This is a genomic window from Clostridium sp. ZBS15, from assembly GCF_023845705.1.
GTDB classification, from domain to species: domain Bacteria; phylum Bacillota; class Clostridia; order Clostridiales; family Clostridiaceae; genus Clostridium; species Clostridium aquiflavi.
Genome location: NZ_JAMQHY010000002.1, coordinates 59,511 through 83,478, shown reverse-complemented (window position 1 = coordinate 83,478; position 23,968 = coordinate 59,511). Strand labels below are relative to the sequence as shown.

Annotated in this window: 29 protein-coding genes; 28 read left to right on the top strand and 1 reads right to left on the bottom strand. The window is 25.9% G+C overall.

Features of this window, described 5'->3' with window-relative positions:
- The first annotated feature begins 5 nt into the window (after window positions 1–5).
- The 15 genes from NG904_RS01030 to NG904_RS00960 all read left to right on the top strand — a co-directional run bounded on the left by NG904_RS01030 (window position 6) and on the right by NG904_RS00960 (window position 12,470).
- A complete protein-coding gene (locus NG904_RS01030; protein WP_252229188.1) occupies window positions 6–1,367 on the top strand; it encodes a UDP-N-acetylmuramoyl-tripeptide--D-alanyl-D-alanine ligase in 1,362 nt (453 codons plus the stop codon).
- A gap of 40 nt (window positions 1,368–1,407) precedes the next feature.
- On the top strand, window positions 1,408–2,382 hold the full coding sequence (gene mraY, locus NG904_RS01025) for a phospho-N-acetylmuramoyl-pentapeptide-transferase (RefSeq protein WP_252229186.1): 975 nt from the start codon (window positions 1,408–1,410) through the stop codon (window positions 2,380–2,382).
- A gap of 142 nt (window positions 2,383–2,524) precedes the next feature.
- A complete protein-coding gene (gene spoVE / locus NG904_RS01020) occupies window positions 2,525–3,649 on the top strand; it encodes a stage V sporulation protein E (protein WP_252226042.1) in 1,125 nt (374 codons plus the stop codon).
- A 439-nt stretch (window positions 3,650–4,088) separates the two neighbouring features.
- Window positions 4,089–4,754 carry a cell division protein FtsQ/DivIB gene (locus NG904_RS01015; protein ID WP_252229184.1) on the top strand — a complete coding sequence of 222 codons (666 nt, stop codon included), beginning with the start codon at window positions 4,089–4,091 and terminating at the stop codon, window positions 4,752–4,754.
- Window positions 4,755–4,769: 15 nt separating this feature from the next.
- Window positions 4,770–5,498 carry a DUF881 domain-containing protein gene (locus NG904_RS01010; RefSeq protein WP_252229182.1) on the top strand — a complete coding sequence of 243 codons (729 nt, stop codon included), beginning with the start codon at window positions 4,770–4,772 and terminating at the stop codon, window positions 5,496–5,498.
- Between the two features lie 20 nt (window positions 5,499–5,518).
- Window positions 5,519–5,857, top strand: coding sequence for a small basic family protein (locus tag NG904_RS01005; RefSeq protein ID WP_003371191.1), 339 nt, complete (start codon window positions 5,519–5,521; stop codon window positions 5,855–5,857).
- A 13-nt stretch (window positions 5,858–5,870) separates the two neighbouring features.
- Window positions 5,871–6,602, top strand: coding sequence for a DUF881 domain-containing protein (locus NG904_RS01000; RefSeq protein ID WP_252213283.1), 732 nt, complete (start codon window positions 5,871–5,873; stop codon window positions 6,600–6,602).
- A 104-nt stretch (window positions 6,603–6,706) separates the two neighbouring features.
- Window positions 6,707–7,381 (top strand): YggS family pyridoxal phosphate-dependent enzyme, encoded by a 675-nt coding sequence (locus NG904_RS00995; protein WP_252213286.1) that lies wholly within the window; start codon window positions 6,707–6,709, stop codon window positions 7,379–7,381.
- A complete protein-coding gene (locus NG904_RS00990; RefSeq protein WP_252213289.1) occupies window positions 7,381–7,842 on the top strand; it encodes a cell division protein SepF in 462 nt (153 codons plus the stop codon). Before NG904_RS00995 ends, NG904_RS00990 begins: the two co-directional genes overlap by 1 nt.
- Before the next feature lie 8 nt (window positions 7,843–7,850).
- The gene (locus tag NG904_RS00985) at window positions 7,851–8,117 is read left to right on the top strand and encodes a YggT family protein (RefSeq protein WP_252213292.1); all 267 of its coding nucleotides are present in this window, start codon (window positions 7,851–7,853) and stop codon (window positions 8,115–8,117) included.
- Between the two features lie 2 nt (window positions 8,118–8,119).
- On the top strand, window positions 8,120–8,884 hold the full coding sequence (locus NG904_RS00980; protein WP_252229180.1) for a YlmH family RNA-binding protein: 765 nt from the start codon (window positions 8,120–8,122) through the stop codon (window positions 8,882–8,884).
- Between the two features lie 13 nt (window positions 8,885–8,897).
- Window positions 8,898–9,518 carry a DivIVA domain-containing protein gene (locus NG904_RS00975; protein WP_252229178.1) on the top strand — a complete coding sequence of 207 codons (621 nt, stop codon included), beginning with the start codon at window positions 8,898–8,900 and terminating at the stop codon, window positions 9,516–9,518.
- 278 nt (window positions 9,519–9,796) lie between these two features.
- Window positions 9,797–10,705 (top strand): RluA family pseudouridine synthase, encoded by a 909-nt coding sequence (locus NG904_RS00970; protein WP_252226036.1) that lies wholly within the window; start codon window positions 9,797–9,799, stop codon window positions 10,703–10,705.
- Between the two features lie 28 nt (window positions 10,706–10,733).
- On the top strand, window positions 10,734–11,276 hold the full coding sequence (gene pyrR, locus NG904_RS00965; RefSeq protein ID WP_252213304.1) for a bifunctional pyr operon transcriptional regulator/uracil phosphoribosyltransferase PyrR: 543 nt from the start codon (window positions 10,734–10,736) through the stop codon (window positions 11,274–11,276).
- Window positions 11,277–11,309: 33 nt separating this feature from the next.
- A complete protein-coding gene (locus NG904_RS00960; protein WP_252213307.1) occupies window positions 11,310–12,470 on the top strand; it encodes a THUMP domain-containing class I SAM-dependent RNA methyltransferase in 1,161 nt (386 codons plus the stop codon).
- Between the two features lie 454 nt (window positions 12,471–12,924).
- On the opposite strand, the gene NG904_RS00955 is transcribed toward NG904_RS00960, so the two are convergent.
- A complete protein-coding gene (locus NG904_RS00955) occupies window positions 12,925–14,658 on the bottom strand; it encodes an Rqc2 family fibronectin-binding protein (protein ID WP_252229176.1) in 1,734 nt (577 codons plus the stop codon).
- Window positions 14,659–14,921: 263 nt separating this feature from the next.
- Here NG904_RS00955 and dapF point away from each other — a divergent pair, with 263 nt between their 5' ends.
- The 13 genes from dapF to NG904_RS00890 all read left to right on the top strand — a co-directional run bounded on the left by dapF (window position 14,922) and on the right by NG904_RS00890 (window position 23,735).
- Window positions 14,922–15,743, top strand: a complete 822-nt coding sequence (dapF, locus tag NG904_RS00950) for a diaminopimelate epimerase (protein WP_252229174.1) — start codon at window positions 14,922–14,924, stop codon at window positions 15,741–15,743.
- 25 nt (window positions 15,744–15,768) lie between these two features.
- Window positions 15,769–16,773 carry a hypothetical protein gene (locus NG904_RS00945; RefSeq protein WP_252229172.1) on the top strand — a complete coding sequence of 335 codons (1,005 nt, stop codon included), beginning with the start codon at window positions 15,769–15,771 and terminating at the stop codon, window positions 16,771–16,773.
- Window positions 16,774–16,868: 95 nt separating this feature from the next.
- Window positions 16,869–18,245: a GspE/PulE family protein gene (locus NG904_RS00940; protein ID WP_252229170.1), complete on the top strand. Its 1,377-nt coding sequence runs from the start codon at window positions 16,869–16,871 to the stop codon at window positions 18,243–18,245.
- Window positions 18,232–19,308, top strand: coding sequence for a type II secretion system F family protein (locus NG904_RS00935; RefSeq protein WP_252229168.1), 1,077 nt, complete (start codon window positions 18,232–18,234; stop codon window positions 19,306–19,308). Before NG904_RS00940 ends, NG904_RS00935 begins: the two co-directional genes overlap by 14 nt.
- Window positions 19,305–19,742: a prepilin-type N-terminal cleavage/methylation domain-containing protein gene (locus tag NG904_RS00930; protein ID WP_252229166.1), complete on the top strand. Its 438-nt coding sequence runs from the start codon at window positions 19,305–19,307 to the stop codon at window positions 19,740–19,742. Before NG904_RS00935 ends, NG904_RS00930 begins: the two co-directional genes overlap by 4 nt.
- Before the next feature lie 31 nt (window positions 19,743–19,773).
- Complete coding sequence (locus tag NG904_RS00925) at window positions 19,774–20,202, top strand: hypothetical protein (RefSeq protein WP_252229165.1); 429 nt, start codon at window positions 19,774–19,776, stop codon at window positions 20,200–20,202.
- Window positions 20,195–20,650: a competence type IV pilus minor pilin ComGF gene (locus tag NG904_RS00920; RefSeq protein WP_252213331.1), complete on the top strand. Its 456-nt coding sequence runs from the start codon at window positions 20,195–20,197 to the stop codon at window positions 20,648–20,650. Before NG904_RS00925 ends, NG904_RS00920 begins: the two co-directional genes overlap by 8 nt.
- The gene (locus NG904_RS00915) at window positions 20,641–21,039 is read left to right on the top strand and encodes a hypothetical protein (RefSeq protein WP_252229163.1); all 399 of its coding nucleotides are present in this window, start codon (window positions 20,641–20,643) and stop codon (window positions 21,037–21,039) included. The genes NG904_RS00920 and NG904_RS00915 overlap by 10 nt, the downstream gene beginning before the upstream one ends.
- A 47-nt stretch (window positions 21,040–21,086) precedes the next feature.
- A complete protein-coding gene (locus NG904_RS00910; RefSeq protein ID WP_252229161.1) occupies window positions 21,087–21,788 on the top strand; it encodes a hypothetical protein in 702 nt (233 codons plus the stop codon).
- Window positions 21,739–22,167, top strand: coding sequence for a hypothetical protein (locus NG904_RS00905; RefSeq protein ID WP_252229159.1), 429 nt, complete (start codon window positions 21,739–21,741; stop codon window positions 22,165–22,167). Before NG904_RS00910 ends, NG904_RS00905 begins: the two co-directional genes overlap by 50 nt.
- Window positions 22,154–22,534 (top strand): hypothetical protein, encoded by a 381-nt coding sequence (locus tag NG904_RS00900; protein WP_252213343.1) that lies wholly within the window; start codon window positions 22,154–22,156, stop codon window positions 22,532–22,534. The genes NG904_RS00905 and NG904_RS00900 overlap by 14 nt, the downstream gene beginning before the upstream one ends.
- Before the next feature lie 191 nt (window positions 22,535–22,725).
- Complete coding sequence (gene efp / locus NG904_RS00895) at window positions 22,726–23,283, top strand: elongation factor P (RefSeq protein ID WP_252213346.1); 558 nt, start codon at window positions 22,726–22,728, stop codon at window positions 23,281–23,283.
- Between the two features lie 86 nt (window positions 23,284–23,369).
- On the top strand, window positions 23,370–23,735 hold the full coding sequence (locus tag NG904_RS00890; RefSeq protein ID WP_252213349.1) for a CD1247 N-terminal domain-containing protein: 366 nt from the start codon (window positions 23,370–23,372) through the stop codon (window positions 23,733–23,735).
- The last annotated feature ends 233 nt before the right edge of the window (window positions 23,736–23,968 follow it).

Sequence of the window (23,968 nt, the reverse complement as noted above, 5' to 3'; positions counted from 1 at the left end):
GTATTATGGATTTAACTCTAAATGAAGTACTAAAAGCAATTAATGGTGAATTGCTAATAAAAAATAATGAAGGAAATTTTGAAAAAATTTCAACTGATACAAGAAAAATTGATAAAAATAGTTTATTTATAGCATTAAAGGGTAATAATTTTAATGGAAATAATTATGTGGTTGAAGCAATAAAAGGTGGATCAACTGTTGCAATAATAGATGAAGTGAATTTTAAGTTAGAAGAGTTAAATGACAAAGGAACAGTTATTAAAGTAAATGATACAAAATCAGCATTAGGAGCTTTAGCAAAATACTATAGAGAAAAATTAGGGATAAAGGTAGTAGGTATAACAGGATCTACAGGTAAAACATCTACTAAAGATTTAGTAGCAGCCTTTTTAAGTGGAAAATATTCTGTATTTAAGACAAAAGGAAATTTTAATAATGAAATAGGGTTACCACTTATGATTTTTGAATTAGATTCAAGTTATGATATTGCAGTTCTTGAAATGGGAACAAGTAACTTTAATGAAATTCATAGATTAACTAATATTGCAAGACCTGATATGGCTATAATTACTAATGTAGGAGTATCTCATATAGAATATTTAAAGACAAGGGAAAATATTCTTAAAGAAAAATTTAGCATAACAGACTTTTTTAAAGAAAATAATACTTTAGTAATAAACTATGAAAATGATATGCTTCAAAAAGTAAATGAAGATCATAAATTTAAAATTGAAAAAATTGGATATGATAAAGAATATGATTTATATGCAGAAAACATAGAGTTAACTGAAGAAAGTACTTCTTTTGATGCAGTTAATAGTAATGGAGAGCGTCATAGATTTAAATTAAATATGGTGGGAGAACATAACATATTAAATGCGCTTTTAGGAATAAGAATATCAGAAAACTTTGGTATTACATTTGAAGAAATGGAACTAGGACTAAATAACTTTGAAGCTACTTCTATGAGATTAGAGTTTATAAAGAAAAATAATTTTACAATAATAAATGACTGCTATAATGCTAGTCCAGATTCAATGAAATCTGCTTTAAGTGTTTTGAAAACATATAGTGGAAGTAGAAAAATTGCTGTGTTAGGAGATATGGGAGAGCTTGGAGATCATGCTAAGTCATCTCATGAAATGGTAGGTCAAGATGCAATAGGAAAAGCAGATATTGTTTTAACAACAGGTGAGTTTAGAGAAGATTATAAAAGTGGTTTTGGAAAAGATGCAGTGACTTTTAACTGTAAAGAGGAATTACAAAATTATTTATGTAATTTAATAAAAGATGGAGATGTTATTTTAGTTAAAGCATCAAGATCAGCAAAATTTGAAGATATAGTAAAAAATATAGAAGCTTTATAGTATAACAAAGGAGGTGAACTGCCAAAAAAGGCAGTATAAGATGGGGGATACAATAAAAGAATTATTAAATCCAACAGTTTTATCAGCATTATTAATGGGATTTGTGTTTTCAATGGTTTTAGGACCAATATTTATACCTATGCTGCATAAATTAAAATTTGGTCAAAACATAAGAAGTGATGGTCCTAAAAGCCATCTGAAAAAATCAGGTACTCCAACTATGGGAGGTCTTATATTCTTTATCTCAGTGAGCGTAACAATGCTTATTATAGGATATAAACCAACTGATGAAGGTATGATAATATTATACTCATTGATTGCATTTGGTGTAATTGGGTTTTTAGATGATATATTAAAAATAATTCATAAAGATAATTTAGGGCTAAGAGCTTATCAAAAGATGATTTTATTATTACTATTTTCTATTGCGTTAGCTTATTATGGATATACTAATATAGGAACAGATATTATAATTCCATTTATGAATTCTAAATTGAATTTAGGAATTTTCTATATACCATTAGTAGTTGTATATTATGCAGCAACAACTAATGCAGTAAATCTTACAGATGGAATAGATGGCCTTGCGTCATCAGTAACCGTTATAGTTTTAACTTTCTTTGCAATAGTAGGTTTTAAAACAGGACATTATCAAGTTGGAGTGTTTTCAATTGCTCTTGCAGGTGCGTTATTAGGATTTCTTAAGTTTAATGCTTTCCCAGCGAAAATATTTATGGGGGATACTGGATCATTAGCTCTTGGAGGTGCAATAGGAACAATAGCTTTAATACTAAAAATGCCATTATTCATAATAATAGTTGGTGGAATATATGTAATAGAAACATTGTCTGTTATAATACAAGTAACATCTTTTAAGACGACAGGTAAAAGAGTATTTAAAATGGCTCCTATCCATCATCATTTTGAACAATGTGGATGGAGTGAGGTTAAATTAGTTACAGTCTTTTCAATAATAACATTAATACTATGCATCATAGGCTTTATTGCACTTTAATTAATTGAAAGTAAATAATTGAAAGGTTATGTTTTAAATGAATGCTGATATTTTAGTATAATATCAACATTGCCTTAAAACAAAGCTTAATACGATAATATTATTTTAATTAACTTAGTAATTAAGTTTGGAGGATTTGTGTATGAGAGTTAGTAAACTCAAAAAAAAGAATATAGGTCAAATAGACTATGGGATATTCTATAGTGTAGTTTTACTATTGGCAGTTGGAGTTGTTATGGTATACTCTGCAAGTTCTTATTATGCTATGTTTAAAAACAATGATAGTATGTACTTTTTAAAAAGGCAACTTGTTTGGGCTGTTTTAGGAATGATAGTTTTAGGGACAACGATGTCAATTGATTACCATAAAATCAAAAGATATACATTATGGCTTATGATAGGGTGTATACCCCTGTTGCTAGTTGTGTTTTTATTTCCAGGAGTAAATGGAGCTCAAAGATGGATTCAGATAGGTCCATTATCATTTCAACCATCTGAACTAGCTAAATATGTAGTAGTTCTATTTTTAGCTAAGAGCATAGAAATGAAAGGTGATGGAATAAAGAATTTTTCAACTGGTATAGTACCATATTTATTTGTTTCAGGAATATATGCGGCTTTAGTATTAGCAGAGAAAAACTTAAGTATAGCATCCGTAATAATGATAGTTACATTTATTGTTCTTTTTTCAGCTGGTGGAAGAATAAAACATCTATTTGGAATAGTTGCTCCACTCATGGTAGCGGCAGCGACTATATTTACTTTAGGAGAAGGCTATAGAAGAGCAAGAATGTTAAACTTTATAGATCCATGGAAAGATCCAACAGGAAATGGATATCAATTAATTCAATCTTTTTATGCATTAGGTGCAGGAGGCATTACAGGTCTTGGGTTAGGGCAATCAAGACAAAAAACATTATATATGCCAGAACCACATAATGATTTTATATTTGCAATAATAGGAGAAGAATTAGGACTCATTGGTTGTTTGTGTATAATAATGCTTTTTGTAGTTTTTATATGGAGAGGTATAAAAGTTGCTATGAGCGCAAAAGATACTTATGGAACTTTATTAGCAATTGGTATAACATCTGTTGTCGCAGTACAATCGTTAATAAATATTGCAGTTGTAACTGGTTCAATGCCTGTTACAGGAGTACCATTGCCGTTTATAAGTTATGGAGGAACGTCCCTCGTAATAAATATGGCAGCTATGGGAGTCCTCTTAAATATATCGCGTCAGACAGAAGGAAAAAAGGATAAGTAAATTAGGTTATTCTTTAAAATTATATGTTGATATATGCAATAGGTGAAGTGGAATTGTAATTGGACTTTGAGAATATTTAATTAGTATTTATAAGTTTAATTACTAAACTCACCTTTACTTATACATATATCAACACACTCCTAAAACATAGCCTTAAATAAAAATAAGAGTCATAATTATTTTAAAATTATGACTCTTATTTTATTAAGTTTTTCTTATTATGTAAAATCTATTAAAAAGTTGATGAAAATTTTCAAACAAAGTGGTATTATTATATAAGAAATTTATTAAAAAATTTTATTTTAAGATAAATTTTAAATATATATTATTAAGTAGAGAAATAGGGATGGGCATGGTAAAAAAAACAAATAAATATATTATAAAGTCTAAGCGTAAAAGATTCATAAAGAAAATAATAATAACGCTTCTTTTTTTAATTATGGGAATAATAATATTTATTACTAAATCAAATATTTTTATAGTAAAAAAGGTAGCAGTTACAAATAATCCAATAATAACTGGTGAAGATGTAAAAGAGAGATGTGAAAAGGTACTTGGAGAAAATATTTTTTTTGTAAGTAAGTCTGATTTGACAAATGAAGCTAAAAAAAATCCTTATGTTGAGTCTGTGACAGTAACAAAAAAATTTCCTAAACAAATAAATATAAATATAGTGGAAAAAGAGGGAATTTACTATATAGATGAAGGTAAAAATAAATTAATTTTAAGTAATAGATTAGTTTTACTTGAAAGAACTGATGACTTAAAAGGAAGAAATTTAGTAGAAATAAAAGGTATTGAATATAAAGAAGGGAAAGTTGGAGAAAAAGTCTTAGATGATGATAGAATTAGTGAAATATTAACTACTTTCTATGATATAGTGAGAAACAATCCAACAGAATATAATATTAAATCTATTGATCTCCAGGATTTAACTAATATTAAAGTATATATAGGGGAAGTAGAAGGAAGACTAGGAAATGATGAAAATTTATTAGATAAAATGAATAAAGTAATCCATATTGTGTCAAGTCCAGAAGTATCAATGACTAAAGGATACATAGATGTTAGTTTTGAAGGTGCACCTGTATATTATCATGAATAGGAAAGGTAGGTAAAAATGAAGATATCTAAATCACAAATTTTTGTAGCACTGGTATGCGCACTTTTAGGTTTTTTATTGGCATATCAATTTAAGATGTTATCAAATAAAAATGGTCCAACGGAAATAAGCAATTATGATAAAAATAATATTATTGCAGAACTAGAAAACTTAAGAAAAGAAAAAGAGGAATTACAAAAGTCAAATAGTGAATTATCAGAAGAACTTAAGGTACTAGAAGAATCAGCTGCTAAAGAAGGCGATTTAGGAAAAGAAATTAAAAATAAGTTAGATACTTCAAGAATGAATTTGGGTATAATTGACGTTAAAGGACCAGGAGTAGTAATTACAATAACTCCTAAAACATCAATATTTGAATCTAACACTGGAGTAAGTGGGGTAAGTTTAGGTGAAGAAGAACTTGTTCATATTGTAAATTTACTTTGGTATTCAGGAGCAGAGGCAATTTCTATAAATGATATACGAATAACACCACAAACAGGAATAAAAATAGCCGGTAATGGTATATCTATAGGTTCATCAGGCAGAATATATCCTAATGATAAAATAACTATAAATGTTATTGGAGATAAAGGAAGATTAAATGTAGGTATATCCTTTCCAGGGTCTTTAGATTATGGAGCACTTCCTAATTATAATTGTGAAGTTAAAACAAGTGATGATATATTGATTTTAAAAACAACTCAATCTATAAAGAATGAGTTTATAAAAGCAATTAAAGAATAGAATTATAAGGAGGAAAAAAGTTGATTGCAATAATTGGTCTATTAATAGGAGTCATATTAGGTTTTGTATTTGATGTTAATATTTCTGAAAGTTTTTCACCATATATGTCGGTTGCAATACTTGCATGTTTAGATTCAGTCTTTGGTGCAGTAAGAGCAAATTTATCTAAGAATTTTCAAACAGATATATTTATATCAGGATTTTTTGGTAATGCATTGCTTGCAGCAGGTTTAGCATATCTTGGAGATAAACTTGGAATTCCTATATACATAGCGGCGGTAATAGTATTTGGTGGAAGAATTTTTAATAACTTTGCAATAATAAGAAGACTCCTATTGGAAAAATTAAAATCGCGCTAAAGTAGGTGAGATTGTGAATAAAAGTAAGCAGACATTCCTTATTTTTCTTACAACTTTAATTTTAGGAATTTTAATTTCAACAAATATTAATCTTGGAGAAATACAGTCATTTGTAGAGTTAAATGCTAAACAATATAAAGATGCTATAGAAGAAAGAGCTAATTTGTATAAAGAAATAGGAAATCTAAAAGAAAATAATAGTGAAATTAAAGATAAAATTAATGACTATATGAAAGAAGATGAAAAGAACGATAAAATTCTTGAAGATATGAAAGCTCAAATTTTAGATTATGAATTATTTGTAGGCTCAAGTCAAGTTGAAGGTCCTGGAATAGTATTAAAAATAAATGATGCAAGCATTAATTTAGAACAAGACTCACAGTTTGAAGTGACGGATAAAATATTTCATGATAATGATATGGCATTAGTTTTAAATGAGCTGCGAAAAGCAGGAGCAGAAGCTATTAGTGTTAATAATCATAGGGTAGTCCCATGTACAGGAGTAATATGTAATTGGGCTTTTATAGGATTTGATGATAATACTATGGAGTCAGCTCCATTTAGTATATATGCAATTGGAGATCCAGAAAAGCTAAAGACTGCATTGTTAGAAGATGGAAGTCACGTAAAAGAACTTATAATTAGAAATCTTTATGTAGAAATAGAAGAAAAAGATAAAATAACATTGCTCCCAAGTAGAGCTGCTAATGAGATTGAATTTATGAAAAGATACGAAAATAATTAAAAAAAATTAAAAAATTTTAATTTTAATATACTTTATTAAAGGAAATTTAATTTTTATAGAGAATAATATTAAAGATAGAGAATAATAAGTAAAAGGAGTAGACTATGAGCATTAAGGAAAATATAGAAAAGCTAAAATTAGAAATTCCTAAAAATGTAGAGCTCCTGGCTGTTTCTAAAACCAAACCTATAGAGGATTTAAAAGAAGCATACGAAGCAGGAATTAGAGATTTTGGTGAAAATAAAGTACAAGAACTTGTTAATAAGGAAGAAAATCTTCCAAAGGATATAAGATGGCATTTAATAGGTAAACTTCAAACTAATAAAGTAAAATATTTAGTGAATAAAGTTCACTTAATACATTCTTTGTCTAGTATAAAACTTTTAAATGAAATTGAAAAAGTTTTTGAAAAAAATGATACAGTGGCAAATGTATTAATTCAAATAAATATTGGTAGAGAAGAAAGTAAGAGTGGAATATTAAAAGAAGAACTACCAGACATAATAGAAGCTATTGAAAATTGTAATCATGTATTAGTTAAAGGCATTATGGTTATTATTCCTAAAGGTGATGAAAAAAATAATAGAAAATACTTTAAGGAAACGAAGGAAATATTCGATTATTTAAAGGTAAGGGAATATAAGAATATAAAAATGGAAGTACTTTCTATGGGAATGACTCATGATTTTAATGAGGCAATAGAAGAAGGTTCTACCTTGGTGAGAATTGGACAGGGGATATTTGGAGAAAGAAATTATAATACAGGAGGAGAAAAATAATGAGTAATGTATTAACAAAAATGAAGTCATTTTTAGGATTAGGGGACGAAGAATATGATGAATATGATGAATATGATGAAAATTATGAAGATTCAGAAGATGATGATGTAGAAGACATGATAGAACCTGTTATTACAAATAAAAAAAATAGCAAGGTTGTAAATATTCATACATCGCCAACAACAAAAGTGACAATAACAAAGCCGGTTGATTACGAAGAAGCAACAGAAATTTGTGATGCTTTAAAAAATAGAAGAATAGTTTTAGTAAATACCACTTTGTTAGAATTAAAAATAGCACAAAGATTATTAGATTTTATAAGTGGTTCTTGTTATGCTTTAGGCGGGGAACTTCAACAAATAGAAAAAGGTGTTTATATCCTTTCTCCATCAAATGTAGAAGTAACTAATGAGTTAAAGAATGAATTAAGTTCAAAAGCTTTATTTAATTGGTCAAAATAGGAGGAGACATGGCATTTATTATTGGGAATTTTATTAGTATACTTTTTAGAATAATAGAATTAGCTATACTAATAGAATGTATATCTTCTTGGATTTCTCCAGGAAAGCAAAATGAATTTCTTAATATAATAAGTAGCTTCACTTATCCGGTACTAGAACCATTTAGAAAGCTTCAATATAAGTTTATGCCAAATATGATGATAGATTTTTCACCTATCTTTGCAATCTTTGCATTAGATATAATTAAGGCTGTTATATTATCTATAATTTATTAATTATGAAAGAAAAAATAATTAATTATTTCTCGGAAGAGGATAAAATTGAAGCATTAAACTTATATGAAAAATATATGCTAGCAGTAGATAAAGATATACCTGTTTTTGGGAATTGTTTTTATTCACCAAAGGTATGGAAATGGTTTAAGAAAAATTGTGAAACTAGCAAATTTAAAGTTACTTGTGAAGGTATTTTTAAGGATTCAGAAAGAAAAATGATTTCATTTAATAATATTTATGATAGTCCTTTTCCTATAAGGTTACTTAAGGTTGAAGGAAAATCTAAGTTTTCCAATTTAGAGCATAAGGATTTTTTAGGTGGAATCTTATCACTAGGAATAGAAAGAAATAAAATTGGAGATTTAATAGTTGAAGATAATGTATGTTATTTGCCTATACATGAAGACGTATTAAATTTTCTATTATCTAATGTTGATAAAATTGGAAAGACTCCCTGCCGTATTACTGAAATACAAAATGAGGGAGACTTTCCTGAAATAAGATTTAAAGAGGATGTTATTTTAGTTTCATCTTTAAGAATTGATGGGATTGTTTCAAAAATATCGAAGTTATCTAGGGCAAAAGCTCAAATGTTAATAGATCAAGGTCAAGTTTTAATTGAGTATAATAAGATTAAAGATAAAAGTTATGAAGTTAAAAGTGATGAGAGAATTGTTATAAGAGGAATTGGAAAATTCATTGTAGGAGAAGTTATTGGAAGCAGTAAAAGCGGAAAATATAAACTGATTATAAAAAAATATACATAGTTGAGGTGAGTTTATGAAGTTAACACCAATGGATATAACAAATAAAGAATTTAAAAAAGGATTAAGAGGATATAACGTAGAAGAAGTTGATGAATTTTTAGATGAAATAGTAGAAAATTATGAAGAGCTATATAAAGAAAATTCTAATTTAAAAGAAAAGTTAACAAATATGCAAGAAAAAGTTGACCATTATTCACAAATTGAAACAACAATTCAAAATACATTAGTTTTAGCACAAAATGCAGCAGAACAAGCTAAGAGTAGTGCACAAAAAGAAGCCGAATTAGTACTTAAAAATGCAAATGAAACTGCTCAAAAAGTTCTTGATAAATCTCATAATGATGTTATTGGCATTAATGATGAATATGAAAGAGTTAAACAAGAATTTATTAAATTTAGAGTAAAATACAGAAATTTCATGAATACTCAACTTGAAACTTTTGATGATTTAGAAAAAGATTTTATAAAAAATTATAATGTTTCAGAACCTATTGATGATGGAGACATGAAAGAAAAAGATATTGTTGATCAAGAAGTAGAAGTAGAAATTTCAGATGATGATTTGATTGATTACGATAAAAATTCACTTACTGAGGATTTAAGTGAAATAAAAAGCTTTTTTGCTAAGGAGTAAAATTTATATTATGTAAGTTTATTTACCTTTAAATTGTTATGCATAATTACAGTTTAAAGGTATTTTTATTTATTTGATTAAAACATAATTTAATGATAAAAAGGAAAAAGTATTTAAATGATAAGGGATAATATATTACAATGAAAAATTTTTATTGTATGGGTAAAAAATCGACAATCATTATAGTACATTTAGTGATTTATATATATATTTGTTGAGTAATATATAGGATTATATTATAATATTGAGAGAATATTTACAGAAAGGCTATTATTTTTATGGAAGAAAATATTTTAACAGTAAGCAAAGAGAATGAGGGAACTAGAATAGATAAATATTTAAGCGAAATGTTAAATGGAAAATCTCGTTCTTTTGTTCAAGGCCTTATTGAAAAAGAAAACATTAAGGTAAATAGTGAATTAATTAAAAGCAATTATAAATTAAAAGCTTGGGATGAAATATCAATAACAATACCAGAAGCTGAAACTTTAAAAGTTGAATCTGAAAATATAGATTTAGATATATTATATGAAGATAAGGATATAATAGTAGTTAATAAAGAACAAGGAATGGTTGTTCATCCAGCACCAGGTAATTACAATGGAACGCTGGTAAATGCATTATTATTTCATTGTACTGACTTATCTAGTATAAATGGAGTTATAAGACCAGGAATAGTACATAGAATAGATAAAGATACTTCAGGTGTATTAGTAATAGCTAAAAATGATGAATCTCATAATAAATTGGCTTCTCAATTAAAAGATCATTCAATGAATAGAGAGTATTATGCCTTAGTAGAAGGCAGATTTAAGAATGATTCTGGAATCATAGATAAGCCTTTAGGAAGAGACAAGAAAAATAGGCTAAAAATTGCAATAACTCAAGAGGGAAGAAGAGCGGTAACTCATTATGAAGTTTTAGAAAGATATGATTTAGGATATACACTTATAAAATGTAAACTTGAAACAGGTAGAACACATCAAATAAGAGTACATATGGCATCACTTAATCATCCTTTAGTTGGAGACCCTCTTTATGGATTTAAAAAACAAAGATTTAAATTAAAGGGACAAATGTTACATGCTAAAAAATTAGGATTTATACATCCAACTAAAAATGAATACATGGAATTTTCAACAGAATTACCACAATATTTTGAAGAAGTATTACAAAAATTAAGATAAAATATAGTATTAATAGGGGGAAGAAATTATGGAATTAAAATCAACTTTATTAGATGATAAAGCGATAAAAAGAACATTAATTAGAATTTCTCATGAAATAATTGAAAGAAATAAAGGTGTAGAAGATATAGTCCTTATTGGTATAAAAAGAAGGGGATATCCATTAGCAGAAAGAATAGCAGAGCAAATTGAAGGCATTGAAGGTAGGAAAGTAGATGTAGGATATGTTGATATAACTTTATATAGAGATGATCTTACTATAGTTGAAAAAGATCCAAAAGTTAAGAGTATTGATATAGAAACAACTATAAAGGATAAAAAAGTAATATTAGTTGATGATGTATTATATACATGCAGAACAGTTAGAGCAGCTATTGATGCAGTTATGGACTTAGATAGGCCAGAAGGAATACAATTAGCTGTTTTAATAGATAGAGGTCATAAGGAATTACCTATAAGAGCAGATTATGTTGGTAAAAATATACCTACATCTAAAAATGAAGTTATAAAAGTTATGTTAAATGAAATTGATGGAGAAGATTCTGTAAAAATATATGATTCTATTAATTAGTATAATAGATGAATTTTATAAAAGGAGCAAAATATGTATAATTTAATTGCAACAAGTACTTTTGGTATAGAAAGCATAACAGCAAAAGAATTGAGAGCGCTTGGTTATGAAGATCTAGAAATTGAAAATGGGAAAGTAACATTTGAAGGAGATGAAATGGATATAGCTATAGCCAATGTCCATTTAAGAACTGCTGATAGAGTATTAATTAAAATGGCTGAGTTTGAAGCAAAATCTTTTGAGGAACTTTTTCAAGGAACTAAGAATGTGAAATGGCATGAGATAATACCTAAAGATGGAATTATGCATGTTGTAGGGAAATCTGTAAAATCAACACTACATAGTGTACCTGATTGCCAATCTATAGTAAAAAAAGCTGTAGTTAGCAGTATGAGTGAACATTATGGAATTGAAACTTTTAGTGAAAGTGGTTCTACATATAAAATAGAAGTTGCTATTTTAAAAGACAAAGTAACATTAACAATAGATACTACTGGTCCTGGATTACACAAAAGAGGATATAGAGAACTAGCAGGAATAGCACCATTAAAAGAAACATTAGCAGCATCAATGCTTTTACTTTCAAGATGGAATGATAACTTTGAACTTGTAGATCCATTTTGTGGATCAGGAACTATACTTATAGAAGCTGCTATGATAGCATTGAATATAGCACCAGGATGTAATAGAAACTTCGTGGCAGAAGAGTGGTCTGATGATATAAGAAACACATTTGCCATGGTTAAAGATGGAGCTAAAAAAGCAGTTAAAGATAAAGAAATAAATTTAATAGGATATGATATAGATTATAGAGTTTTAAAAGTTGCTATGGATAATGCTGAAAAAGCAGGAGTTTCTAAGTATATAAAATTCCAAAAGAGAGATTTCATGAGCTTTTCAAGTTCTAAAAAGCATGGGTTCATAATATCAAATCCACCATATGGTGAAAGAATTGGTGAAAGAGAAACATTAGAGCCTCTTTATAATTATATGGGCCAAATGAAGAGAAAACTTAATGAGTGGGACTTTAATATTTTAACATCTATTGAAGGATTTGAAAAATTGTTAGGAATAAAATCTACTAAAAATAGAAAGTTATATAATGGAACAATCAGATGTTATTATTATCAATATTTTGATAATATAAAAATTAAAAATCCAGGAGATACATTAATAAATGAATTGATGGATTAAACATAAACTTTAAATAAAGGTTATATCAACACTTTGCTAAAATACAGCATAAGTAAAAAACGATAACTCAAAGTTAATTTTGGGTTATCGTTTTTTTGTTTATGAAATTGTAGAATTTTTGAAGACTTTTAATTAAAAGGCTATGCTTTAAAACAGTGTTGATATTGTAGTATAAAGCTCATGGACAGAGGAATTTACTTTAAGAACTCTAAAATAAAGCTTAGTCCAATTAATGCATGCTCCCAATCAAAGATTGCTGACAAGCAATTAATTGTACAAATCTTCATTAAGAGTTCTAAAAAGCAAATTCCAATGCCAGTTCGCCCTTATACTAAAATATCAACATTCACTTAAAACATAGCCAATTAAAAAAGTATTACACATACATTCTGTTCTTTAAATAGTATACAGAAAATTATATGATTATAAGAATTCAATCCATGAATAACTTAACTTATAATTCTAAATTTAGATTATCAAAATCTTTTGGATCTACTATCAATGTTTTATTTGTATGGTAGATTACCATTCCAGGTTTTGCTCCATTTGGTTTTTTAAGTTCCTTAACTTTTGTATAGTCAACTGGAACTTTTGAAGAATTTTTAGCTTTACTATAATAAGCAGCTATTATTGCAGCTTCTTCTAAAGTTTTATCTGGTATTTCATATTCAGCAATAATAACATGAGAACCAGGAATATCTTTTGTATGTAACCAAAGATAATTTTTATTAGCAAACTTTAAACTTAAATAATCATTTTGCAAGTTATTTTTACCAACATAGATATCTATACCATCACTAGATTTAAAGTGGTGTGGTTTAGAGGTTTTCTTCTTTTTATTGTTTTTATCAGATTTTTTAAATCTTATATAACCAGTTTCAACAAGTTCATTTTTTATATCGCCTATTTCATCGTAGCTTTCTACATTTTGAATATTAGTAAGAACTGAATTTAAATACTCTTCTTCTTTGAGACTTTTATCAAGCTGAGATTTAGCGTATTCTTCTGAAACTTTTAGTTTATTATATTTCTTATAATAAGCCTGAACATTTTCTGAAGGAGTCTTAAAAGGATCTAATCTTATTTCTAGATACTCCTCTTTTTCACTATAATAATTTAATAGAGAAGCTTTAGTAGCACCTTTTTTTATACTATATATATAAGACGTTAGTAAATCACCTTTAATTCTCAATTTTTCTTTTTCATCACATTCTTTTAAAGTTTCATGTAAAATTTTTGATTTCTTTTTACATCTATCTATGTTTGTAACAACTAATTTTTGTAAATCTATAGATTTATTATGAAGTCTATCTTGCTTATCTTTTTTATAAAAGAAATCATCCATAAGTATATTAGGATTATCATATTCTATAGTAGAAAAATTATTTTCTAAAGAAGATAATTTTAAGAAATAAAAGTCCTTATAAACTCCACTATCATTAGTGTAGATATTATATGAAAGATTTTTATCAAGATTTAATATAAAATTCTTAAAAATTTCATAAATTTCTTCTCTAATGGGTGATGAATTGGATTTTATAATGTTATAATATAAATCTGAAGACAATAATTTACTAATACCTGTAAAAGTTTTTGAAAAGAAGTTCTCATCAAAAATTATTGAATTAGTAGATATAAAATTATTAAAATCTTCATATTCAAATAGTAAAGGATTTAATTTATTAGATTCTGGTGGATAAACATAATTAACACCAGGATAGAGAACTCTAAAAGTATTAATATCTGGGGTTATGTGCTTTATTGATTCCATAACCTTATTATCTCTATTTCTAACTAATGTGATATTAGAATGTCGGCCCATAATTTCAATTATAAGTGAATAAATGCTATTGAAGCCTAATTCATCACGATTTTCTATATCAATTACTAAAACTCTATCATTATTTTTTTGAGTCAATTTAGTAATTCTACCACCTAATAAGTATTTACGTAACACCATTAAGTACATTGGTGCTTTTATAGGATTGCTTTTAGTTGAATTAGTTAAATGAATTCTAGCAAATCTTGGAGATGCTGATATTAAAAGCTTTAAATTTTTACGTTCTTTTCTTAATGTTAAGATTATTTCATCTTTTTCAGGTTGATTTATTTTATCTATTTTAGAATCTAATATTGATTTTTTTAAATCATTAACTAAACTATATAAGTAGATACCGTCTAGTGCCATTGTAATTCGTCCTTTCTTAGTGCGACTAGGCAAAAAATAATGCCTTTAAGATAGTATAACATTATAATTGCTTTATTATCAAATATTGATATTACATAGCAAAGCAATTATATTTTATTCATAAAAATTAAAAAATTTAACGTTATATTTTAAGATATTATTAATAATTTAGTATAAGTCAAGTTCAAATTCTATTGGGGCATTAAGTTAAATTGTTAATATTTATTTAAGTAAAATGAAAATAGATTGGGGGAGATACTAAAATGGAATTTTATAAAATGCATGGAGCAGGAAATGATTTTATTTTTATTGAAGACTTTAATTATGAAATTAAAGATGAATGTGATTTAGCACAAAAAGTTTGTAATAGACATTTTGGAATTGGAGCTGATGGTTTAATTATTGTTAGAAAATCAAAAAATTCAACAGCTAAAATGGTTATTATAAATTCTGATGGTTCTAGAGCAAATATGTGTGGAAATGCAATAAGATGTTTTGGAAAGTATATTTATGAAAATAAAATCATAGATAGTATTAAGTTTCCGGTTGAAACAGGAGATGGCATTAAGGAAATAGAATTAATATTAAGAGATGATAAAGTAGAATATGTAAAAGTGTATATGGGAAAACCATCTTTTGATGGAAAAGATATACCATTAAATAATTTAGAAGAATTAATTGATGAAGAAGTTGTTATAGATAAAGAAAAATATAATCTGACAACTTTACTAATGGGTGTCCCCCATACTGTTATTTTTGAAAAGAATCAGGAATATGAGGTTGAAAATGGAGAAAAGATAGAAAAATTCTCTTTATTTAAAGAAGGAACTAATGTTAATTTTGTAAAGGTTAATGATAAAAATCATATACGTGTAAATACATGGGAAAGAGGTGCTGGAGCAACGCTTGCTTGTGGTACTGGATGTTGTGCTTCAGCTGTAGTTGCAAAGAAATTAGGCTATGTAAATGGAGAAAAGATATTTGTAAAAGCTCCAGGTGGAAATCTTATAATAGAAGTTCTAGAAGATGGAGTATATATGAGTGGACCAGCAGAATTTATTTGTAAAGGAAATATTATTTTATAGTGATAAATTAATTGAGGGGATAAAAATGAACGTGTTAAAAAAGAAAAAAATGAGTATTTTAGTATTGATTGTTGTACCTCTGCTGATGCTAGGATGTTCATCTAAGAATGATGAACCTATTAGCGTAGCAGAGGAATTACAAATTAACCAAGGTACAATATTAAAATATGAAGAAGATAAGTATAACTTATATAATTACAAAGAAGATGAATATAAATTATACGAACCAAATAAAGCAGTAGTAGCTTATGACAAATCAAGTTCTAATTATATATACAGTGAAGATAAAAAATATTATATTGTACATAACGGAGAAAAAAATGAAGTAAAAGATAGAGAATTTACAGATATAAAAATATCCCCTAATGGAAAATATATATCATACTTTATAGAAGATGAAGGTTTACATTTAAAAGTATTTGAAACAGATAAAAACAAAGAAATGAAAATTAATTCTAAAGTATCTGTATCAGGTGTTTTATATGACTGGTATGATGAAAATATCATTCTCTATTATGGAATCAGTAGTGATGGTATAAATGGAATTTTCACATATGATTTAGATAACAATAAAGAAAATCTTATTTATAAAATAGATGAAGGATATCTAGGATTTATAAAATCTTCAAAAGAAAATATTATCTTTTTACAAATAGATTTTGATAATAATAAAGAGCTGATGATACTTAATAAATCTAATAATGAAGTAGTATTATTAACTGATAAAATTGAGTTATTACAGGATGTTATAATTAAGAATGATGAAATATATTTTGTTGGAAAAGCTTATAATGATAAGGAGTCTCTTTATAAAGTGAATGGAAATAAGGTGCAAAGAGTAGTATTTGACTTTCCTTCAATAGTAGAAGTAGGTAAGGGATTAAGCATTGGTGAAAATGGAGAGATTTTATTTATAGGTAAAGATAATAGTTCAAAAAAGAAAGCTGTATACAGTTGCTCTGAGGATAAGACAATAAGCTTAGTATCAGATAAAGCTAATGATTATGATTTTATAAAATTTAATGAATAAATTAAAACGCTGAAATTAGAGAGTAACCTCTTTGATTTTAGCGTTTTTACTATTTTTTTGAATATATTTACATTAAGAGGGTATAGTACTTAATAATGATGAAGGGAGGTATAAATATAATTGAATATAAAATTAGAGATGTAGATGTGAGCATTTCAAGAAGGATAAGTAAAAAGATATCTGACAAATATAAAGTTATTCCTATAAAACAAGAAAAAAGTACAACTATTGTATTGGGACATGAAATCAAAGATGAAGCAGAAGAATACCTAAGGTTTATTTATAATAATAAAATTGTCTTAAAAGAAATAAGTAAACAAAATTATGACTATTTAAGAGATATTATATATAAAGTAGAAGATGAAGATATAGAAAATACTTTGATTTATAATGCTATTTTAAGGAATGCTAGTGATATACATTTTGAACCATGCGAAAAAGAAGTAGATATAAGATATAGAATTAATGGTGGATTAATTTTAGTTCACAAAATGCTTTTATCTGAATACCTAACTTTAGCTTCAAAAATAAAACTTAAAGCTAATATGGATATATCAGAAAGGAGAAAACCACAAGATGGAAAAATACTTATAAATTATAACAATAATAATTATGATTTAAGAGTTTCATCTATTCCTGTAGTTTATGGTGAAAAAATAGTTATAAGAATACTATATAGCGAAAATTTTAATTATAAATTAGAAGATCTATATTTTTCAAAAGAAAAAATAGAATTAATAAGAAAGATTATGTCATTAAAGAAAGGTCTAGTTTTAGTTAATGGACCAACTGGAAGCGGGAAATCGACAACTCTGTATACTATATTGAAAGAAATCAATAAAGAAGATATTAATATAACAACTCTAGAAGACCCAGTGGAAGCAATCATTCCAAATATCAATCAAATGAGCTTAAATAAGAAATTAGATATAAATTTTTCAAATGGTTTAAAAAACATATTAAGGCAAGATCCAGACGTTATTATGGTTGGAGAGGTTAGAGATGAAGAGACAGCATCTATGTCTGTAAGAGCATCGATAACAGGGCATAAAGTGTACACCACTATTCATACATCAACACCAAGAGAAGTCTTTTTTAGACTTGAGGATATGGGGGTAAAACCTTACTTACTTAGAGATTCAATTGTGGGAATAATATCTCAAAGATTAATAAAAATACTATGTGAAAATTGTAAAAAGGAAGATATTAAAAATGATTATAAAGGAATTAAATTATATAAAAAAACTGGTTGTTCAAAATGTAATTATTCTGGATATGAATCAAGAAAACTTATAAGTGCTGTATATTTTTTAGATAAGGAATATGATGAAGTCGATATTTATAAAGACAAGTACTGTTTATCTAATATTGGAATGAAAGATGATTTAGAAAAGTTATTAAAGAGAGGACAAATATCCTATGAAGATTATGTAAGATTTATGAAAGGAGAAGGATTAAATGAGTATCTTTAAGAAAATAAATTGTTTTCTTAACAAAAGGTACAAGAAAATAAACTACAATGAATTAAGTTTGATATCTGGAAGCTTAGCACAATTATATAAAGATGGAATAAAAATAAATGAATCTTTAAATTTAATAAAAGAAGTTACATTAACTAAAGAGTACAAAAGAAGTATTAGTGATATTGTTAAAAACATAGAAAATGGAATGACATTATCTAACGCTTTCGATGAAAAAAGAGAATTATATCCTAAGTTTTTTATAGGAATAATATCTATAGGAGAAAATTCAGGAAAGCTATATGAAGCTTTAAAAACGCTAAAAAATTACTATGGAAAAAGAGCTTTTATAAATAAATATATTATAAGTTCATTAACATATCCAATGATATTAATGATAAGCATATTAGCACTAATGGTATTTTTAACTTTAGTAGTTATACCTAATTTTCATAGTATTTATTTATCAATAGGAATAAAACCACCTTTTAGTTGTGAAAAAATATATGAATTAAGTAATTATATAAAAGAAAATCCACTTTTAAATTTTATATCTTTTCTATGCTGGGGAGTTTTTATACCATTCATAAGTATAAGGAAATTAATAGACAAAAGATATGTAAGTTTATTAAGTAATTTCAAGATTTTTAACAAGTTTTTAGAGTATGTAATTGTATTTATATTATCTATTATTGTTAATAGTGGAATGAATATTTCGTATGGACTCAGGTATTGTTCAGATAGTATGAATTTTAATTATATAAGTGACAAACTTAATAAAATTAATGAAGATATATTAAAAGGAAGTACATTAAGTGAAGCAATAACTGACACAAATATATTTTCTAAATATACAATTGCTGTAATAAAGGTAAGGGAAGAAAGTGGATCTATAGGAGAAGCTTTAAAAGAACTAAGTTTAACGTTAGAAGAATCTTTAATTAGAACAATTAATAAATACTTAAGTTTATTACAACCATTTCTTATAATATTTATATCAATAGTTATTACAGTATTTTTTATGATTTTTATTCTTCCTTTATTTGATAGCTTAAAAATAGGAGCGATTAAATGAAGAAAAAGGGATTTACCTTAATAGAAGTCGTAGCAAGTTTATCAATAATTTTAATAATATTTTCTTTAACTTTATCAGTAAAAGATATACATTCTACCATTTCAAATGATATAGAAAGCAAATCAGCTCTTTATGATGTAGAAAATTTATTATCTTATAGTAAAGCTTATTGTAAGAAGAATAGAAAAAGTGGTGAAATTCAAATAGATAATATACGAAATAGAATTTTATTTGGAAAAGATGGCCTAACAACAGTAAAACAAGTTGTTTTACCAAGAAAAATAAGAATCATTAGTAAAAATGATTGTATACAAGTAAGATCCAATGGTCACATAAAGCAAGGAAAAACTATAGTGTTTCAAGATAATAAAAATAATATATATAAGGTTACTATAGCAACAGGCATTGATCCTATCAATATTAGTGGCTTTTAAAAGTATATAAATTTTTAGAAAGGAAATAAGATTGAAAAGTAAAGGAAGTATTTTAATAGAAGCTATTGCAGCATTATTTATGTTGAGTTTAATTATAATCTTCTCAATAAGTACTTATATTCATAATAATCGTATATTAAAAGAAAGAATGTTAAGAGAAGAGCTAAATAGAGCAATATATAATATTACCAATGAATTAAAATATAATAATAAAATGAATAAACTAAAAGACACACTAAATAAAGAACCGTTAACATTAAGTTTTGATGAAAACTTTTTTGAAGAGTTAACTAATACAGAAATTTTGGATTTAACAAAAGGAAATGATATTAAAATCTCTAAACTTAAAGAAGATGATTATAAAATTGAAATTTTAATTAAAGGACTTATTAATAAAGACAATATTCAAGTTGATATAGAAGAAAGTTTTATAAAAATGTGGTGGATGGAGTATGTTTAGAAATAAAAGAATGATAAGTAAAAATTCAAATGGATTTACCATTATAGAATCAATGGTGTATATTTTTTTTACAACAATAATATTTCTTATATCAACTAACTTAATTTTTGATAGTTATAAAGTATATATACAAAATCAAGAAATCAGTAGAGTATATAATAAAATGCAAAACTTTTATATAAATCTAGATTCAATATTGCAAAAAGACATAATAAGAGATATAGAATTTGGTGAAACATATTTAATCCTTTATAGGGATAAAGATAATGTTTTGATAAGTAAGAATATTAGAAGTGATAAAGAATCATTAGGTGCAAAGTACCCAGGAAGAATATCCCCTAATATATTACTTAAAGAAGTTAAAGATTTTAAGGTCATACAAAAAGATAAATTAATCTATTTAAAGATAATTGACAAAAGTGGAAGGGAATTTATTAGATGTATATAAAAAGTAAAGGAAATATTATTATAAGTACACTTTTAGCATTTTCAATAGTTATGCTTATAAGTAGCTGTAGTTTTATAGTTATGAAAAATAATAATGAGATGTCATATCTATACAATAATGATGGAGACAGATATAGCTTATTACAAAATGAAGAGAAAGCATTACTAAACTTTAATAAAGAATTAAACAAAATGAAGAATGAAGAAATCTTTATTGAAAATTTTAATATAAAAAATGATACTAATGAATTAAAGTACAAAATAGAAAAAGATAAATTTTATTTATTAACAGAAAAGAAGATATGTAGAGAATTAAAATATATATTTGATGGAAATAAAATATTTTTAATTCCAATATATAGAAATATAGATATGAATAGTGAAAAATAAAAAAGTTAATAATTTAAAAAAGATTTAAAGTATTAAGGAAGTGAATTATGAAAAAATCAGTTTTAATTATGAAAAAACATGGCTTTATATATAGAGACAAAGAATACTTATTTGAACAGTTTGAAGAAATTGAAAAATTAATGAGTAAAAATAGAGAATTCATAATAATTGAAGAAGAATTATATTCAAGACACTTTACTGAAAATATAAAAAAATCACACATATATGAATATGTTGAATTTAAGTTAAATAAAGAATTCCACAAGAATGAGGATATATTATACCATTATGATTATGATAAGAAAAATGGATTAGTATCAATTTATTCTATAAAAGGTGGAAAGAGATTAGAAATATTATCTAAAGGGTCCAGCAACATAAAGGTTATTCCAGTTCAATTTATTATTAAAGATATAATTGTAAATTTATTAGGAAAAAATGCATTAAATTCTAATTGTATAGTTTATTTTTATGGATTTTATTATTACATCGAATTGGTAAATGGAAAGTTTAATCGTGCCTTTGTTGAAAATGAACTTGATAATCTAATTAATAGAATAAATAATTTTGAGAGTTTATGCGAAAATAAAGAAAGTATTTTTTATATAGATAAAAACATAAAAAACAAAGATATAATTACCTTTGATAATGCCAATAAAGAAATAAAAATAATGAATGTTAATTGCGAGGATGTATTATATGAAAAAATATATAAGAAACGAGAACTTCATTCCAAGAAAATTTTATGATTTGAAAATTCAAAAAGAAGTAGAAAGCATAAAAAGAATAAAATTTTTATTTATAATAGTAAACCTTATTCTGTTACCAATGACATTTAAAAATATATATATTTTTAGAGAAAATAAATCAAATTTAATAAATAATGCTGATAATAATAAAATTGAAGTTGAAGAAAGTAGTGTTGATTGTGATGATATAGTAAGTTGGATTAATAATATATTTTTAGATGAGATTGAAAGCGCATGCGTAGATAAAGATGGTGGACAATTTAAAATAAATGAAATGGATGCAATAGAAAAAATAGATAGTGATATTAATATAAAAAATATAAATAATGACAATACTAATTATATATTAGGAGTAGAATTGAACAATGAAAGGAAATAAAGTATTAGCTATAATTCTAATTATTATGTCTTGTTTTCAGAGTATGATTTTATATACTACAAACAAATTTAATTTAACTATAAAAAAAGAAGAGTCATATAAAGAAAGTGTAACTATAAACGACTATAAAAATATATCTAATATAAGTTCTGAGTTTAAAGATTTTGATAATATTGAACTTTTAGAAGGAGCAAAGCAACAAGATGGCAATTGGATTGTATCTTTAAAAATAGAAGGTGAAAAAGAGGAGATTTTAGAAAGCCTATCTAAGTTAAGAAATTATGCTATAAAGAATTATAAAATTGAGCATAATAAAGACAGTGGTTCATTGATAATAGAATTAAGTAAAAACAATATAAAGATGTGATTTAAAATATTTTTATGCTATTTATGATTATTTTGTAGACTTTTTTTATTTAAAGTAGAGAGAAATAATTGCAATTATTTCTTTCTTTTGATAAAATATCATTGTTATGTCGAAGTTTACAACAATTGAACTTTAGTATATAAATATTAATTTAGATTGTAATTATTTTATAAATTTTGGAGGGATATTTAATGATATCAGCAGGAGACTTAAGAAAAGGTGTAACTTTTGAATTCGATGGACAAGTGTTTACAGTTACAGATTTTTTACATGTAAAACCAGGTAAAGGAGCTGCCTTCGTAAGAACTAAGCTTAGAAACGTAATTTCAGGAGGAGTTGTAGATAGAACATTTAATCCAACTGAAAAATTACAAGAAGCTGTAATAGAAAGAAAAGAAATGCAATATCTTTATTCAGATGGAGAATTATATTACTTCATGGATCAAGAAACTTTTGAACAAATTCCTTTAAATGCTGAAAAGGTTGAAGATGCAATAAAATTCTTAAAAGAAAATATGTTTGCAGTTATAAAATTCTTTAAAGGAAGTGCTTTCTCAGTAGAAGCACCAAATTTTGTTGAATTACAAATAACATATACTGAACCAGGTGTTAAAGGTAATACAGCTACAAACTCATTAAAGCCAGCTACAGTTGAAACAGGAGCAATAGTTAATGTTCCAATGTTTGTTAACGATGGCGATGTTATAAGAATAGATACTAGAACAGGAGAATACATGGAAAGAGTTTAAGCTCTGTATGTATTTAAGGTTTTAATACTAAATAAAGTTGCTAAGTTATTTCTTAGCAACTTTATTTATAAAAGGAAGTGGGAAACATGGAAAAACTAAGGAATCAAATTAATGAGTTAAAGTTAAATTTATCTAATATTGAAAGTGAAGAATATAAAAACTATTTTTCATCAATAGTATCAATTTTAGAAACTATGGATAGTAAAATTGAAGAATTAACTGTAAATCAAGAAACTATAGAAGAAAACATTAGATTTATGGATGATGACTTAAGTGGTCTTCAAGAGGAACTTTTTGAAGAAGTATCAATAGATGAACTAAATGAATTAGAAGATGAATATGTAGAAGCTACTTGTTGCCATTGTGGCAATACAGTTTTTGCAGAACAATCAACTTTAAAAAATAATAATGAAATTCCATGTCCATATTGCAATAAGAATATTAAAGGCTAAATATTTAATGTCCATAGTTTTACTATGGCTTTTTTTATTTTTTAGGAAATTATAAAAATCTTATGCCACACCATTATTACATCATTGTGTTTGGAAAGGGTACATGGCTAAAAGAATCTGCGTTACAAAAGTCGCCTTGGCGATTTTTTTTATAAAGAAATATATATCTAAATTTAAAGTTTATGTATATATAATACGATGCATATAGTATTTTAAACACAATTTTTCATATG